This window comes from Streptomyces sp. NBC_00483 (assembly GCF_036013745.1).
In the GTDB taxonomy this organism is placed as follows: Bacteria; Actinomycetota; Actinomycetes; order Streptomycetales; family Streptomycetaceae; genus Streptomyces.
In genome coordinates this window covers 4,135,423-4,150,841 of the sequence record NZ_CP107880.1, presented here as the reverse complement: position 1 = coordinate 4,150,841, position 15,419 = coordinate 4,135,423, and the positions used below count along the sequence as shown (strand labels likewise).

Annotated in this window: 13 protein-coding genes; 7 read left to right on the top strand and 6 right to left on the bottom strand. The window is 71.5% G+C overall.

Going from position 1 to position 15,419, the window contains the following annotated elements; genetic code table 11:
* Positions 1 to 5 precede the first annotated feature (5 nt).
* The 4 genes from OHA73_RS18310 to OHA73_RS18295 all read right to left on the bottom strand — a co-directional run bounded on the left by OHA73_RS18310 (position 6) and on the right by OHA73_RS18295 (position 4,453).
* Positions 6 to 995: an AAA family ATPase gene (locus OHA73_RS18310; RefSeq protein ID WP_266710925.1), complete on the bottom strand. Its 990-nt coding sequence runs from the start codon at positions 993 to 995 to the stop codon at positions 6 to 8.
* The gene (locus OHA73_RS18305; RefSeq protein ID WP_266718645.1) at positions 995 to 2,140 is read right to left on the bottom strand and encodes a DUF4350 domain-containing protein; all 1,146 of its coding nucleotides are present in this window, start codon (positions 2,138 to 2,140) and stop codon (positions 995 to 997) included. Before OHA73_RS18305 ends, OHA73_RS18310 begins: the two co-directional genes overlap by 1 nt.
* A gap of 227 nt (positions 2,141 to 2,367) precedes the next feature.
* Positions 2,368 to 3,060 (bottom strand): DUF4129 domain-containing protein, encoded by a 693-nt coding sequence (locus tag OHA73_RS18300; RefSeq protein ID WP_266710924.1) that lies wholly within the window; start codon positions 3,058 to 3,060, stop codon positions 2,368 to 2,370.
* 4 nt (positions 3,061 to 3,064) lie between these two features.
* A complete protein-coding gene (locus OHA73_RS18295) occupies positions 3,065 to 4,453 on the bottom strand; it encodes a glycerophosphoryl diester phosphodiesterase membrane domain-containing protein (protein WP_266710923.1) in 1,389 nt (462 codons plus the stop codon).
* A 140-nt stretch (positions 4,454 to 4,593) separates the two neighbouring features.
* Between OHA73_RS18295 and mtnA the strand changes: the two genes are divergently transcribed.
* The 7 genes from mtnA (at position 4,594) to OHA73_RS18260 (ending at position 13,422) form a co-directional block, all read left to right on the top strand.
* A complete protein-coding gene (mtnA, locus tag OHA73_RS18290; RefSeq protein WP_266710922.1) occupies positions 4,594 to 5,781 on the top strand; it encodes an S-methyl-5-thioribose-1-phosphate isomerase in 1,188 nt (395 codons plus the stop codon).
* A 4-nt stretch (positions 5,782 to 5,785) separates the two neighbouring features.
* Complete coding sequence (mtrA, locus tag OHA73_RS18285; protein ID WP_323179534.1) at positions 5,786 to 6,475, top strand: two-component system response regulator MtrA; 690 nt, start codon at positions 5,786 to 5,788, stop codon at positions 6,473 to 6,475.
* A 1-nt stretch (position 6,476) separates the two neighbouring features.
* Complete coding sequence (mtrB, locus tag OHA73_RS18280) at positions 6,477 to 8,633, top strand: MtrAB system histidine kinase MtrB (RefSeq protein ID WP_327655562.1); 2,157 nt, start codon at positions 6,477 to 6,479, stop codon at positions 8,631 to 8,633.
* Positions 8,617 to 10,479: an LpqB family beta-propeller domain-containing protein gene (locus tag OHA73_RS18275; protein WP_327655561.1), complete on the top strand. Its 1,863-nt coding sequence runs from the start codon at positions 8,617 to 8,619 to the stop codon at positions 10,477 to 10,479. Before mtrB ends, OHA73_RS18275 begins: the two co-directional genes overlap by 17 nt.
* A gap of 126 nt (positions 10,480 to 10,605) precedes the next feature.
* Positions 10,606 to 11,433: a ComF family protein gene (locus tag OHA73_RS18270; protein WP_267070239.1), complete on the top strand. Its 828-nt coding sequence runs from the start codon at positions 10,606 to 10,608 to the stop codon at positions 11,431 to 11,433.
* 336 nt (positions 11,434 to 11,769) lie between these two features.
* Positions 11,770 to 12,465 (top strand): ribosome hibernation-promoting factor, HPF/YfiA family, encoded by a 696-nt coding sequence (gene hpf / locus OHA73_RS18265; RefSeq protein WP_267070240.1) that lies wholly within the window; start codon positions 11,770 to 11,772, stop codon positions 12,463 to 12,465.
* Between the two features lie 204 nt (positions 12,466 to 12,669).
* Positions 12,670 to 13,422 carry a response regulator gene (locus OHA73_RS18260; protein WP_266710916.1) on the top strand — a complete coding sequence of 251 codons (753 nt, stop codon included), beginning with the start codon at positions 12,670 to 12,672 and terminating at the stop codon, positions 13,420 to 13,422.
* 52 nt (positions 13,423 to 13,474) lie between these two features.
* Here the strand turns inward: OHA73_RS18260 and OHA73_RS18255 are convergent, their stop codons facing one another.
* Complete coding sequence (locus tag OHA73_RS18255) at positions 13,475 to 14,662, bottom strand: winged helix-turn-helix domain-containing protein (protein WP_267070241.1); 1,188 nt, start codon at positions 14,660 to 14,662, stop codon at positions 13,475 to 13,477.
* Positions 14,663 to 14,738: 76 nt separating this feature from the next.
* Entirely contained in the window at positions 14,739 to 15,311 is a 573-nt protein-coding gene (locus OHA73_RS18250; RefSeq protein WP_266710914.1) for a GNAT family N-acetyltransferase, read from the bottom strand.
* Positions 15,312 to 15,419: the final 108 nt, after the last annotated feature.

Genomic DNA, 15,419 nt, shown 5'->3' with positions numbered 1-15,419 from the left:
TCGGGTCAGCGGGGGACGGGGACGTGGGTCAGGATCGCGTTGATGACGGAATCCGGGGTGACGCCCTCCATTTCGGCCTCCGGGCGCAGTTGGATGCGGTGGCGGAGGGTGGGGAGGGCGAGGGCCTTGACGTCATCGGGGGTGACGTAGTCGCGGCCGGTCAGCCACGCCCAGGCGCGGGCGGTGGCGAGGAGGGCCGTGGCGCCTCGTGGGGAGACGCCGAGGGTGAGCGACGGGGATTCGCGGGTCGCTCGGCAGATGTCGACTACGTAGGCGGTGATTTCCGGGGAGACCGTTGTCTTGGCGACTGCCGCGCGGGCCGTTTCGAGGTCGGCTGCCGTGGCCACCGGGCGGATGCCCGCTGCGTGCAGGTCGCGGGGGTTGAAGCCGGAGGCGTGCCGGGTCAGGACGTCGATCTCGTCCTGGCGGGTAGGCAGCGGAACGTTCAACTTGAGGAGGAAGCGGTCCAGTTGGGCCTCGGGGAGGGGGTAGGTGCCCTCGTACTCGACCGGGTTCTGGGTCGCGACCACCATGAACGGGTCCGGGAGCGGGCGCGCCGTGCCGTCGACCGTGACCTGACGCTCCTCCATCGCTTCGAGGAGGGAGGACTGGGTCTTGGGCGGGGTGCGGTTGATTTCGTCGGCGAGGACAAGGTTGGTGAAGACCGGGCCCGGCTGGAAGGAGAAGCGAGCGGTGTTGGTGTCGTAGACCAGCGAGCCCGTCACGTCGCTCGGCATCAGGTCGGGGGTGAACTGTACGCGCTTCGTGTCGAGTTCGAGGGACGAGGCCAGGGCGCGTACGAGGAGTGTCTTGGCGACGCCGGGCACTCCTTCGAGAAGAACGTGGCCGCGGCAGAGGAGGGCCACGACGAGGCCCGTGACGGTGGAGTCCTGGCCGACCACGGCCTTGGCGATCTCCGTACGCAGGGCCTCCAAAGACGCCCTTGAGCTGCGGGGATCCGTCGTGGGCCCGGCGTTGTCAGTGGTCGGGTCCATCATGGGTTCCGTACCTCACTTTCGAGGGCGTCGAGGTGGTCGGCGAGTGCGATGAGTGCTGCGTCGGTCGCGGGGGGCGGGCCGAAGAGGAGAGTGTGCGGGTCCCGGGCGGGCGTGGGGAGTTGGCGTGCCAGGGCCGGGAGGAAGGTCTCGGGCGAGTGGGCCTGGGAGACGGGGACGCCGATGAGGGGGGCCAGGCGCGTGCGGGTGGAGATACGTAGGGCCGTGGCGGCGCGGTCGCGGGCGTTCGCCTTGCGGTAGAGGCGGGCGCGGCCTTCGACGGTTTCGGAGGCGCGGATCGCGACGGGCAGGCGCTCCTGGACCAGGGGGCCCAGGCGGCGTGCGCGCCACAGTGCGGCCAGTGCTGCCGCGATGAAGAGCTGAAGGGTGCCCCAGAGCCAGCCCTTGGGGATCAGGTCGACGAAGCTGCGGTCGTTCTGCGCGCCGTCGGCCGCCGAGTCGTCGGAGAGGGAGGGGAGGTACCAGACCACATGAGGGCGCGAACCGAGGAGTTGAAGGGCGAGCGAGGCGTTGCCCTGTTCGTCGAGGCGGTCGTTGAGAAGGATGTAGGGGGAACCGAGGACGACCGTGTCGCCTTCGCCGGCGGGGGACGGAAGGCGCAGGAGCGTGGGGGAGCCGTAGCTCGGGTAGCAGGAGTCGGCGCCGGCGAGCGTGCTGCTGTAGCGGTGGCCGCCGGTGTCCGCGGGGCCGGCGCGGCGGGCCTCGGGCAGCGCGCAGCCGGGCGCGAGGGGCTTGTCGGCGGCGGGCTCGGGGTCGGTGGCGACGCCGGGGGCCAGCATGTCGACCGCGGCGGCGCCGGGGGCGACGAGGACGGTGCGGCCGCCGGAGTCGACGGTGGCGGCCTGGAGCCGGGACTGCTGGCGTGCCGTGAGCCGGTCGGGCGCGGCGACCAGGAGGGTGGTGTCGGGGCCTGTCGCCGCGCGGGCCTCGGCGGTCGTGGTGACCACGCGCGTGTCGACGCCCCGGTCGGCGAGGAGTTCGGCGACGGCGCGGCTGCCGCGCTGGTCGGCGGAGCGCGGATCGAGGGCGCCGTGCTGGTCACCGGAGCGGACCACCGCGATGGCCACGGCCGCGACCAAGAGGAAGACCAGGGCCAGGGCGATGCCGCGGGTGCGGGTCCAGATCTGGCGGGCGGTGGGCGTGCTGGAGGTGGTGCCCTCGGGGGCCGGGGGCGACGGGGGCGCGGTGAGGGTCGTCGTGGCGGTGGGGGCTCCGGGGTGTGTTCCGGGCTCGGATTCCGGCTGGTGGCCCGGTGGGTTGATCGGGTGCGCGGTGGCGGGCCGGGGCCGGTCGGGCGTGCGGTCGCCGCCGCTGCGGCCGGAGTTCGGGGTGCGGGGGTCGGTCGGTTCGGTCACCGGGGCGCTCCCGCGGTGGGGGTGAGCGTGGGGGTGGTGCGTTCCACCTCGGTGTCCAGGGTGGACAGGCGCTCGTACGTCTCCGGGGTCGCGGTGCGGCCGCCGTACGCGATGTCGTCGAAGTCGCGGGCCGCCGCGCGGAGGCGGTCCGCGTGCTGGGGCAGCGGGCGGGCCGCTTCGGCGGCGGCCTCGTCGGCGGTGCGGCCGGGGCGCGGGTCGAGGAGGGCGCGCTCCTCCAGGGAGCGGACCAGGGCGCGCATCCGTTCCTGGACGGCCTGGTTCCAGTGTTCCTGGGCGGCGTGCGCCTCGGCGGCCGCGCGGTGTTCGGCGGCGCTGCGCGGGCGGTCGTCGAAGAGCGGGGGCGCGGAGGTGGGGGAGCGGCGCGGTGTGCCGAGGCGCCACCAGAGGGCGGCCGCCACGGCGACGACGGCCAGCAGGATCACGAGCAGGCCGACGGCGCCGCCGGGGGCGGCGCCGGACGCGGCGGAGAAGAGCTCGTCGATCCAGTCCCAGAACTTGTTCAGGGCGCGCATGAACCAGTTCGGGTCGTCCTGGTGGTACGCGGGCTTGGACAGCTCGCGTTTCGCCGCTTCGCGCGCGGGGTCGCGCGGGATCCTCACCGGCGGCTCTTCGCCGCCGGTGAGGACCGACGAGATCGTCGTGTGGAGCACTCCCCCAAGTGCGCTCACGTCATCAACTCCCCGGAGTGGCGCCGGGGGCGGACCCGTAGTCGTGCAGGCCTGCGGAGCGGGCGAGTTCGAGGTCGAGGGCCTCGCGGCGGATCCGCTGGTCGATGTAGAGGAGCACGGTGACGCCGGCCGTGATCGGGAAGGTGATGGTGGAGCCGACGACCGAGCCGATACCGGTGATGATGAGGAAGGCCCAGCCGAAGTTCCCGCCGCTTTCCAGGAGGCTGGTGAAGCCGTCTCCGCTGACCGCCCCGGCGATGGCGGTGAACGGGAAGAGGATGATCTCCGAGACGACCGCGGCGATCAGGGACGCCAGGATCGTGATTCCGAAGACCCGCCACCAGGAGCCGCGGACGAGCTTGGTGGAGCGGCCCATGGCCTTGCGGACGGTCTGCTTCTCCAGCATCAGGGCGGGCGAGGCCAGCGACAGGCGGACCATCAGCCAGATCGTCACGGCGAGGCCGGCGAGACCGCCGACGACTCCGAGTGCGATGCCGCCCGCGGTCGAGCCGAGTGCGCCGACGAGGATGCCGGGCACGATGCTCACGAGCATGATCGCGGCGGCGATCAGCGGGAGGAGCAGCGTCAGACCGAGCAGCCTGAGGATCTGCGGCCGGGCGTCGCGCCAGGCCTCTCCTATGGTGACGGGGCGGCCGAGCACGGCGCGGCTGGTGACCGTCGTCAGCAGGGCTGTCGCGACGATCGTGCCGAGCAGCGTCACGACCGCGACGACCGCGGAGCCGATCAGGAGTGCGCCCAGGGCGCTGAAGATCTCGCGCGGCGTGGCGTCGGGGTTGTCGAGGGCCGTGGTGGTCGCCGCGTCGTTGAGGACGAAGCCCTGGAGGAGGACCGCCAGGAGCTGGGTGACCACGGCGACCGTCAGGGAGATGCCGAGGACGGTGCGCCAGTAGGTCCGCATCGTCGACACCGCGCCGTCGAGGATCTCGCCGACGCCGAGCGGGCGCAGCGGGATGACGCCGGGCTTGGCCGCCGAGGGCTTGCCCTGCCAGCCGCCGCCCCAGCCGGGGTAGCCGCCGCCTCCGGGGCCGCCCGGTCCCTGACCGGGGCCACCGTTTCCGCCTTGGCCGCCCCAGCCCTGACCGCCCCAGCCTTGACCGCCCCAACCCTGACCTTGGCCCTGGCCCTGGCCCTGGCCGGGAGCCGGCGGGGGCGGGGGAGGGGTCTGGGCGGAGCCGGAGGGGGCGGACCACTGGGCGGGCGGGGGCTGCTCCTTGGACCACTTCGGGCCCTGGCCCGCGGCGTCCTGCGGGGGCGCGTCCTGCGGACCGCTGCCCTGTGCGTCGCCGTTCTGCTCGGGGCCGTCCTTACGGTTGCCGTCCGGGCCGTCGGAGGGGGCAGATCCGGGCGATGCCCAGCCCGGAGTGTCGTTCATCGTCGCTCCTTCAAAGTGCCCGTCCGCGGTCGCGGCAGCAGGTTGGCTGCCATCGTGCCATGGGGTGGGTGCCGGATGACCTGGCCCCGTGAGGGCTGCACACCTTCAATTGTCGGGTCGGTACGGGGCAGACTGGGCGGATGGCTGATCAGTACGCGCAATCCGGCGAGGACATATGGCCCATCGACGGCGCACAGCCCGAGGCCGTCGACATCCCGGCGATCCGATGGGAGGAGCCGGCGGAGGGGCCCGTTCTGGTGTTGCTCGACCAGACGCGGCTGCCCGCGGAAGAGGTCGAGCTGGTCTGCACGGATCCGCAGGCCCTGGTGCAGGCGATCCGTACCCTCGCCGTGCGCGGGGCGCCGCTGCTCGGGATCGCCGGGGCGTATGGCGTGGCGCTCGCGGCCGCCCGCGGCTTCGACGTGGAGGAGGCGGCCGACGCGCTGGCGGACGCGCGGCCCACCGCGGTCAATCTGGCGTACGGGGCGCGCAGGGCGCAGGAGGCGTACCGGTCCGCGTTCGGGAGCGGGGCTGGTGACGAGGCGCAGGCGCGGGAGCGGGCTGCCGCGGCGGCGCTCGCCTCGGCGCGGGCGCTGCACGAGGAGGACGCGGCGGCCAGTGCCAAGATGGCCGAGCAGGGTCTGCGGCTCCTCGACGAGCTGGTGCCCGGTGGCAATCACCGCATCCTGACGCACTGCAACACCGGGGCGTTGGTCTCCGGCGGTGAGGGCACGGCTTTCGCGGTCGCGCTCGCCGCGCATCGGGCCGGGCGGCTGCGCCGGCTGTGGGTGGACGAGACGCGCCCGCTGTTGCAGGGGGCTCGTCTGACCGCGTATGAGGCCGCGCGCAACGGGATGGCGTACACATTGCTTACGGACAACGCCGCGGGTTCGCTGTTCGCAGCGGGTGAGGTGGATGCCGTGCTCATCGGCGCGGACCGGATCGCGGCCGACGGTTCGGTGGCCAACAAGGTGGGGAGCTATCCGCTCGCGGTGTTGGCGCGTTACCACCATGTGCCGTTCATCGTGGTCGCGCCGGTGACGACGATCGACCCGGAGACCGCGGACGGGGCTTCCATCGAGGTGGAGCAGCGGGCCGGGCATGAGGTGACGGAGGTCACGGCGCCGCGGGCGCCGCTGGCCGGAGTGGAGGCAGGTGGCGGGATTCCGGTGGCACCACTGGGGACGCAGGCGTACAACCCCGCGTTCGATGTGACGCCTCCGGAGTTGGTGACGGCGATCGTCACGGAGTGGGGCGTTGTGTCGCCTGTGACAAGTGATGGCTTGGGTGAACTGTGTGCCAGCTCACTCCAGGCAACGATGAGCTAATGGGATGATGTGGTCCATGAAGGGACGAGTCCTTGTCGTCGACGACGACACCGCACTGGCCGAGATGCTCGGCATTGTGCTGCGTGGTGAAGGTTTTGAGCCGTCGTTCGTAGCTGACGGCGACAAGGCGCTGGCCGCTTTCCGTGAGACCAAGCCCGATCTGGTGCTGCTCGATCTGATGCTGCCGGGCCGGGACGGTATCGAGGTGTGCCGCCTGATCAGGGCGGAGTCCGGGGTGCCGATCGTGATGCTCACGGCGAAGAGCGACACCGTGGATGTGGTGGTGGGCCTCGAATCGGGGGCCGACGACTACATCGTCAAGCCGTTCAAGCCGAAGGAGCTGGTTGCCCGGATCCGGGCACGGCTGCGGAGATCGGAGGAGCCTGCGCCGGAGCAGCTCGCCATCGGTGACCTGGTCATCGATGTGGCCGGGCATTCGGTGAAGCGGGAGGGGCAGCCGATCGCGCTGACGCCGCTCGAGTTCGATCTGCTGGTCGCGCTCGCGCGCAAGCCCTGGCAGGTGTTCACGCGTGAGGTGCTCCTCGAGCAGGTGTGGGGCTATCGGCACGCGGCGGACACGCGCCTGGTCAATGTGCATGTGCAGCGGCTGCGCTCCAAGGTCGAGAAGGACCCGGAGCGGCCGGAGATCGTGGTGACCGTCCGAGGCGTCGGTTACAAGGCAGGACCGAGCTGACGTGTCCCGAAACAGTGCCGCTTCGGCGCCCGGGGCCGCGGGGTCCCGCCCGGAGCGGCCTGTGGGACCCGCGGCGGGGCCCACCGCCGCTCGGGGGTCACGGCTGCGCCGGGCCGTCGACGGGGGCCTGCTGCTCCAGGGCGGTATGAAGGGCAGCCCTGTGCTGCGCCTGTTCGCCCGCTGGGTGCGGCGTCCGTTGCTGCCCGCGATGCGGCTGTGGCGGCGGAACATCCAGCTGAAGGTCGTCGTCACGACGCTGCTGATGTCGCTCGGTGTCGTGCTGTTGCTCGGCATCGTCGTCATCGGCTCGGTGCGCAACGGGCTGCTCGACGCCAAGGTGAAGGCTTCGCAGAGTCAGGCCGAGGGCGGTTTCCGCGCGGCCAAGGACAAGGCGGACTCCGCGGCGGCCGGGGTGCGGGACGGTGCGTCCGGTGACAGTCGCACCACGTTGAACCCCAACAACTGGATGAGCGAGCTCGTCACGCAGCTCGCGAGTGGTGGCAAGGGCGCGTTCGACGTCGTGACCCTCAGCTCGAACGATGCCGACAGTGGCAACGGGCGGGCGCCGCGCGGCTCCGGTCTGGTGGACCCGAACCGCAGCGTGCCCGACGACCTGCGGGGGCAGGTCGACCGGATCGCCGGCGCGTCGCAGCAGTACACGAAGATCGTCTACGACGGCGGCAAGGACGCGCAGCCGGGTCTCGTCGTCGGCAAGCGGCTCAACGATCCGCAGGGGCACGCCTATCAGCTGTATTACCTCTTCCCGCTGACGCAGGAGGAGAAGTCTCTCGGCCTGGTCAAGGGGACGCTCGCGACGGCCGGACTCTTCGTCGTGGTGCTGCTCGGGGCCATCGCCTGGCTCGTCGTGCGGCAGGTCGTCACGCCGGTGCGGATGGCGGCGGGGGTCGCCGAGCGGCTCTCCGCGGGCCGCCTCCAGGAACGTATGAAGGTCACGGGCGAGGACGACATCGCGCGCCTGGGCGAGGCCTTCAACAAGATGGCGCAGAACCTCTATCTGAAGATCCAGCAGCTCGAGGACCTGTCGCGGATGCAGCGGCGGTTCGTCTCGGACGTGAGCCATGAGCTGCGTACGCCGCTGACGACCGTACGGATGGCCGCCGATGTCATCCATGAGGCGCGGGTCGACTTCGATCCGGTGACCGCGCGGTCCGCGGAGTTGCTGGCCGACCAGCTGGACCGGTTCGAGTCGCTGCTGGCCGACCTGCTGGAGATCAGCCGGTTCGATGCCGGGGCCGCCGCGCTGGAGGCCGAGCCGATAGATCTGCGGGAGGTCGTACGGCGCGTGGTGGGCGGCGCCGAGCCGCTCGCGGAGCGCAAGGGCACGCACATCCGGATCGTCGGCGACGACCAGCCGGTGGTCGCAGAGGCGGACGCGCGGCGCGTGGAGCGCGTGCTGCGCAACCTGGTGGTGAACGCCGTGGAGCACGGCGACGGCCAGGACGTCGTGGTGCGGCTCGCGACCGCGGGAGGCGCGGTCGCCGTCGCTGTGCGCGACTACGGAGTGGGACTCAAGCCCGGTGAGGCGACCCGCGTGTTCAGCCGCTTCTGGCGGGCCGACCCGGCACGCGCGCGTACTACGGGCGGTACCGGGCTCGGCCTGTCGATCGCCCTGGAGGACGCGCGGCTGCACGGAGGGTGGCTGCAGGCCTGGGGCGAGCCGGGCGGCGGCTCACAGTTCCGGCTCACGTTGCCGAGGACGGTGGACGAGGCGCTGCGCGGTTCGCCGATACCGCTGGAGCCGGAGGATTCGCGGCGCAATCGGGGACTCGGTGACGCCGGGCTGCCGGGCGCCGACGGCAAGAAGCTCGCCACCGTGCCGGCCCAGGCGCCGCCCGTACCGGCCAAGGCTCCGATCGCCCCGCGCCCCGCGCAGGCGGCGGTGTCCGCCGATCCCACGGCGCTGCCCGGCAGCGGTGCGCGCGTGGTGGCGCGCGGCGGGGCGGCGGGCGAGCCGCGGCAGGCCGAGGACCGTGACGAGCACGGTGCCCCGGACGGGCACGGTGGGCGTGACGAGCGCGGCGGGCCGCGCGTGGCGGACGGCGAGGCGTCGGCGGAACCCGGGGCGCCCGCGCGGGCGCGTACCGAGCGGACCGCGGCGACATCGCGCGGTGAGGGGAGCGATGGCGGTCGTGGATGAACAGCGGGTGCCGCGGCAGCGGCGCGGGATGCGGGCCGGAATGCTGGCCGGGTGCGGTGCGCTCGTACTCGCCGGCTGCGCGTCGATGCCGGACAACGGGGGCCTCGAATCGGTCGAGGCCTCGCAGCGCCCGGACTCACAGGTGCGCGTCTTCGCCCTGCCGCCGAAGGACGACGTCGGGCCCTCCTCCATCGTCGAGGGCTTCCTGGAGGCGCTGACCAGTGACGACCCCTCGTACACGATGGCGCGCAAGTACCTGACGTCGAAGGCCGCGAAGAACTGGGAGCCCAAGCGGCAGACCGTGGTGCTCGACGACGGCCCCAGCACGCGCCCGACGGGCCGGCCGAATTCGGGGAACGACGGCCGCTCCTACGAACTGACCGGCAAGCAGGTCGCCACGGTCGACCAGCAGCAGGCGTACCAGCCGCGGGGCGGGGCGTACCAGGGGGATCTGCACCTGACGCAGGTGAACACCTCCAAGGGCAAGCAGTGGCGGATCGACGCCCTCCCGGAGGGGGTCGTTCTCGGCGAGTCCGACTTCCAGCGGATCTACAGCTCCGTCAACAAGTACTACTACGCGGTGGATTCGACGTCGGGCGGTGAGGCCGGGCAGCGGCGCCTGGTCGCGGACCCCGTCTTCGTACGGCAGTGGACCGACCCGCTGACGGAGACCGTCAAGGAGCTGTTGCAGGGGCCGACGCGCTGGCTGAATCCGGTGGTGCGGACGGCGTTTCCGACGCATGCCGCGCTGAAGAAGGGCACCGACTCGCTGGCGCCGGACGACGCCAACAAGCTGACGGTGCCGCTGAACGAGGCGGGCAGCAGGGCCGGGCAGGCCAAGTGCAAGGAGATGGCGGCCCAACTGCTGTTCTCGCTGCGGGACCTGTCGTCGTCGAGCGTGAACGAGGTGGAACTGAAGCGTTCCGACGGCCGGTTCATGTGTGCGATGACCGAGGACGGGGCGGACGCCCTCGCGGCGCCGCGCTCCACCGGGCGCGTCCCGGACCAGTACTTCCTCGACGCCAAGGGCCGCCTGGTGCGGATGCCGGGCAAGAGCAGGTCCGACAAGAGCCCCGAGCAGGTGCCGGGGCCGCTGGGCGAGGGCGAGCAGGTGCTGCGTTCCGTGGCCGTCTCGCGCGACCAGGAGCGCGCGGCGGGGGTCTCGAACGACGGGCGCTCGCTGTACGTGGCGTCGCTGATCGCCGGTGCCTCGCTGGGGGACCCGGTCGCGAGCAGCCACGCCAAGGCGGAGAAGAACGGCTTCACGACGCCCAGTTGGGACGGGAACGGCGATCTGTGGGTGGCCGACCGCGATCCGAAGCACCGGCGGCTGCTGATGTTCGGCCAGGGGCAGGCGGACAAGGTGCAGAAGGTCCGGGTCGAGGGGCTCGGCGACGACGCCACCATCGAGACGGTGAAGGCGTCCGCCGACGGAGCGCGCATCGGACTCCTTGTGTCGGAGGAGGACACCACGTCGCTGTGGATCGGGCGCGTCGAGCGGCACGCCGACGCGAACGGCGACACGGAGGTCTCGGTGACCGAACTGCGCCAGGCGGCACCGCAGATGGAAGAGGTGACGGCCGTGTCGTGGGCGGGCGACAGCCGGCTCGTCGTCGTCGGCCGGGAGCCCGGTGGGCTGCAGCAGATGCAGTACGTGCTGAGCGACGGATCGACGCCGACCGGGCAGGCGCTGCCGGGTCTGACCAGGGTCAGCGAGATCGCGGCGTCGGACAACGACGAACTGCCGCTGCTCGCGCACTCCGACGACGGCATCGTCCGCCTGCCCTCCGGGGCGGCGTGGCAGTCGGTGCTGAAGGACGGGACGGCTCCGGTCTATCCGGGGTAGCGACGAGGGCCGTCGGCCCGGGTGTCACCCACACGAGTTCAACCCCTGTTCACAACCGTCGAGTTGTCCACAGGGCGTTGTCCACAGGGCTGGTGGGGCGGCCCGCGGGTCGGCACAGTGGTGGGTATGCGGGGGTGGTGGCAGGACTTCTCCGATCTGGTGCTGCCGGCCGAGTGTGCCGGCTGTGGCAGATCTCGTACGACGCTGTGCGCGCGGTGCTCGGCGGCGTTGCGCGGCGCTGTGCCGAGCCGGGTGCGGCCGCGACCGGCTCCGCCGGGGATGCCGGTCGTGTTCGGCGCCGTCCCGTACCGGAACGCGGTGCGGGCCGTGCTCCTCGCCCACAAGGAGCGTGGTGCGCTCGGCCTCGCCCGGCCGCTGGGCGAGGCGCTGGCCGGGGCTGTGCGGGCCGGACTCGTGGACGGCGGGGTCGAGTGGGGTGGCGGGGCCGGGCGGGCTCCTGGCGGCCCTGTGGGCCCCGTGACGCTCGTCCCTGTGCCGTCCGCGCCGCGGGCCGTGCGGGCGCGCGGTCACGACCCGACGCGGCGGATCGCGTACGCGGCGGCGGCCGAGCTGCGCCGTGCGGGTGTCCCGGCGCGGGTGCTGGCCGTGCTGCGGCAGCGGCGAGCGGTGGCCGACCAGTCGGGCCTGGACGCCCGGCAGCGGCTGGTGAATGTGACGGGCGCGCTGGAAGTGGTGGGCGGTGGCAGCGCGTTGCTCACTGGAATTGGCCGGATCGTGCTGGTCGACGACCTGATCACGACGGGTGCTTCTCTCGCGGAGGCGGCGCGCGCAATAGCGGCCGCGACCGGTTACGTGAAGATCGATAGGGAACGCGAGTCGGATCGGGGCCGCTCCGAGGCGGGCCCGGGAAAGGCCGGCGAGATCGCCGGGATCGCGTTTCGGGCGGCCGTGGTGGCCGCGTCTCCGGAATCCTTCGAAATAAACCGGAACTAGTTGGGAATCTGCATCGTTGCAGGTAGAGACAGGGTTCTTTCGCTCGGTTGGAGGTACGTGTCAGTAGAGGGTGCCGACAACCGTCCGGGCGAGATATGTTCGGTTGTGAGGAACTCGGCAGGAAAGGTCTGAGCCACTCCTCACCATTGGATTGCCGTGTCAGGCGCATTGCACAGACAATTTCGCAATCACTCGTCGTGGTGGGGTGTAGATCTTGTCCACGGGGGAGGAGGAGGTGGAAGTCACCGAGTCCGAGACTCCGGAAGTGGCCGGAGTCTGGTGCAAGAGGGAGATGCTCCGCCCAAGGAGCGGGGCTATCCGGGAACGGAGTTCTGCGTGGACATCGTCGTCAAGGGCCGCAAGACCGAAGTACCAGAGCGGTTCCGTAAGCACGTGGCCGAGAAGCTGAAGCTGGAGAAGATCCAGAAGCTCGACGGCAAGGTGATCAGCCTCGACGTTGAGGTGTCCAAGGAGCCGAACCCCCGACAGGCGGACCGGTGCGAGCGCGTGGAGATCACACTGCGCACGCGTGGCCCGGTGATCAGGGCAGAGGCCGCGGCAAGCGACCCGTACGCGGCGCTGGACCTGGCCACGGACAAGCTCGACGCACGCCTGCGCAAGGAGCACGACAAGCGGTCGTCGCGGCGCGGCAAGCGGATCTCTGCGGCAGAGGTCGCCGAGCACGTTCCGGACGCCGCCCTGCTCAACGGGGACGGCACGATCGCCAAGACCGAAGAGGCCGAGCCCGACGGCGTACCGACCACCAAGATGGGCTCGCTGGAGGTCAAGGGCGAGGGCCCGCTCGTCGTCCGTGAGAAGACCCACGTGGCGGCACCCATGACGCTCGATCAGGCGCTCTACGAGATGGAGCTGGTCGGGCACGACTTCTATCTGTTCGTCGACTCCGAGACGAAGGAACCAAGCGTCGTCTACCGGCGGCACGCCTACGACTACGGCGTCATCCACCTCAGCACCGACCCCATGGTCTCCCAGGTCAGGGGAGCCGACGGGGGCGACGCAATCGGCGGCTGACCACAACTGACACCCACTCATCGGGTGCCCCTGAGGTGCGTGTGCGCCCCCAGGGGCACCCTTGTGCGACCCCCTGGTGCACCGCACGGCCATCGCGCCGACGCCGGAGCATGAAATCATGGCGGCGCCGGGTCAACCGGCGTGCTGGTGCCTCGGGTTGGCGCGGCACAGGAAGACAGGCCGCGGCCTTCAGGGGGAGGAACGATGGCGGACAGCTTCGGACTGATGCGGGGCGAGGACGCCGGTGCCGGCGAGGACGGCGCCGACACGGGGCCGGATGCCGGATCCTCGCGCGAGGAACCCATCCGGGTGCTTGTGGTGGACGACCATGCCCTGTTCCGGCGCGGCCTGGAGATCGTCCTCAAGGCCGAGGAGGACATCCTGGTCGTCGGTGAGGCGGGCGACGGGGCGGAGGCCGTGGACAAGGCGGCCGATCTGCTGCCGGACATCGTCCTCATGGACGTACGGATGCCCAAGAGAGGCGGCATCGAGGCGTGCACCTCCATCAAGGAGGTGGCGCCCAGCGCCAAGATCATCATGTTGACGATCAGCGATGAGGAAGCCGATCTCTACGACGCGATCAAGGCGGGCGCGACGGGATATCTGCTGAAGGAGATCTCGACCGACGAGGTGGCCACGGCCATTCGCGCCGTGGCCGACGGGCAGTCGCAGATCAGCCCGTCCATGGCGTCGAAGCTGCTCACCGAGTTCAAGTCGATGATCCAGCGCACGGACGAGCGCCGGCTCGTGCCCGCGCCCCGGCTGACCGACCGGGAGCTCGAGGTGCTCAAGCTGGTGGCGACGGGCATGAACAACCGGGACATCGCCAAGGAGTTGTTCATCTCCGAGAACACCGTGAAGAACCATGTGCGCAACATCCTGGAGAAGCTGCAGCTGCACTCCAGGATGGAGGCCGTGGTGTACGCGATGCGGGAGAAGATCCTGGAGATCCGGTAGGGCGGGGCTCCTGGGGCCGGGCTCCTGGGGTGAAGCCGCGAGCGCAGGGCTGCTAGCGCAGGGCTTCGAGCAGGGCCTTCTTCAAGGGCGCCGACTCCATGCGCTCCACTCTTACGCTGTCGCAGCCGACCCAGCTCGCCGCTTCGTGGAGCGCCGCCGCCACCGCCGGTACGGCCTTCGGGCCGTCCAGGGAGACCTGCTTGGCGACCAGGGTGCTGCCCGCTCGCGCGGGGTCCACGCGGCCCACCAGGCGGCCGCCGGACAGGACCGGCATCGCGAAGTAGCCGTGGATCCGCTTCGGCTTCGGGACGTAGGCCTCCAGGCGGTGCGTGAAGCCGAAGATCCGCTCGGTACGGGCGCGCTCCCAGATCAGGGAGTCGAAGGGGGACAGGAGCGTGGTGCGGTGGCGGCCGCGGGGCGCTGATTCCAGGGCCGTGGCGTCGGCCCAGGCGGGCTTGCCGCCCCAGCCCTCCACCGTGACCGGGACGAGGCCGGTGTCCTCGATCACCGCGTCGAACTGGTCGCTCTTCAGGCGGTGGTAGTCCGCGATGTCCGCGCGCGTGCCGACGCCGAGGGCCTCGCCGGCCTGGCGGACCAGGCGGCGGACGCACTCCGCGTCGTCGAGGTCGTCGTGCAGGAGGGGCGACGGGATCGCGCGCTCCGCCAGGTCGTAGATCCGCCTCCAGCCGCGGCGCTCCACGCAGACCACCTCGCCGTACATCAGCGCGCGCTCGACGGCGATCTTCGACTCGGACCAGTCCCACCACTCGCCCTTGTTCTTCGTGCCGCCCAGTTCCGTGGCGGTGAGTGGGCCTTCCGCGCGGAGTTGCTTGATCACCTGGTCGTACGCGCCGTCGGGGAGGTGGTGGTGCCAGTGGGGGCGGGAGCGGTAGGCGCGGCGGCGGAAGGCGAAGTGCGGCCATTCCTCGATGGGGAGCACGCAGGCGGCGTGCGACCAGTATTCGAAGGCGTGGGGGGCGGAGGACGGGGCCGCGCCCGGCGTCCAGTACGCCGACTCGACCTTGGTCCGGGGGACCGCGCCCAGGCGGGCGTAGGGGATCAGCTCGTGCGAGCGGGCAAGGACGGAGATCGTGTCGAGCTGGACCGCGCCGAGGTGCCGGAGTACGCCACGTACCCCGGCTTTGCGGTCGGGGGCGCCGAGGAAGCCTTGGGCGCGGAGGGCGATGCGGCGGGCTTCGTCGGCGGACAAAGTGGGCGCGGGACGCGGCGAGGTCGTCATGGCCGGAACGATAGAGGCCGGGTCTGACAACGGGGTGGGGGCGGCGCCGGGGGTGGGCTGCGGCGGAGGCAGCTGGTCAGTTCGGAGCCGGGAGGTATGGCAGTGGGGTGGGGAGGTTCAGGTCGGTGGGGAGGAGGGAGGCGAGCCAGCAGTCGCGGAGGACGCCCTTGTTGGGCAGGCCTGCTCGGAGGGTGGCCTCCAGGGTGAAGCCCGCGCGTTCCGCCACCGTGAGGGAGCCCACGTTGCCGACCTCCGCGCGCCACTCCAGGCGTGGACAGGAGAGGTCGGTGAAGGCCCAGCGGGCCACGCCCAGGACGGCCTCCGTCATATAGCCGCGGCCCCGGAACCGCTTGGCCGTCCAGAAGCCGACTTCCCAGGCACCCGCGCGCGGGTGGTGGAGGGAGACCGCGCCGACCACCGGGCCGCTGCCCTCCGTGCGTATCGCGAATGTGTACTCCGTGTCACCGAGCCAGCCGTCCGCGACGACACGGTTGACGAAGTATTCGGCGTCCACGCGCGCGTACGGCGAGGGAATCGTGGTCCAGCGCTGGATCTCGGGATCCTGGGCCGCGGCGTACACCTCGTCGATGTCGGCGGGCACGAAGGTGCGCAACTGCAGGCGGTCGGTGGTCAGCGTCACGGGGTCCATCGCCCGATTCTGCTCGGCACGCGACGGGGGCGCCACGACTTTTCATGGTCCATACCGGCACCTTCGCGGCGGCCCGCGCGTTGGACCTCATGGCAGACCTCCCGGCAC

Bases quoted from the DNA above. Each gene is read 5' to 3' on its own strand.
- OHA73_RS18310 (WP_266710925.1), bottom strand. From the start codon at position 995: ATGGACCCGACCACTGACAACGCCGGGCCCACGACGGATCCCCGCAGC.
- OHA73_RS18295 (WP_266710923.1), bottom strand. From the start codon at position 4,453: ATGAACGACACTCCGGGCTGGGCATCGCCCGGATCTGCCCCCTCCGAC.
- mtnA (WP_266710922.1), top strand. From the start codon at position 4,594: ATGGCTGATCAGTACGCGCAATCCGGCGAGGACATATGGCCCATCGAC.
- mtrA (WP_323179534.1), top strand. From the start codon at position 5,786: ATGATGTGGTCCATGAAGGGACGAGTCCTTGTCGTCGACGACGACACC.
- OHA73_RS18275 (WP_327655561.1), top strand. From the start codon at position 8,617: ATGGCGGTCGTGGATGAACAGCGGGTGCCGCGGCAGCGGCGCGGGATG.
- OHA73_RS18270 (WP_267070239.1), top strand. From the start codon at position 10,606: ATGCGGGGGTGGTGGCAGGACTTCTCCGATCTGGTGCTGCCGGCCGAG.
- OHA73_RS18260 (WP_266710916.1), top strand. From the start codon at position 12,670: ATGGCGGACAGCTTCGGACTGATGCGGGGCGAGGACGCCGGTGCCGGC.
- OHA73_RS18255 (WP_267070241.1), bottom strand. From the start codon at position 14,662: ATGACGACCTCGCCGCGTCCCGCGCCCACTTTGTCCGCCGACGAAGCC.
- OHA73_RS18250 (WP_266710914.1), bottom strand. From the start codon at position 15,311: ATGGACCCCGTGACGCTGACCACCGACCGCCTGCAGTTGCGCACCTTC.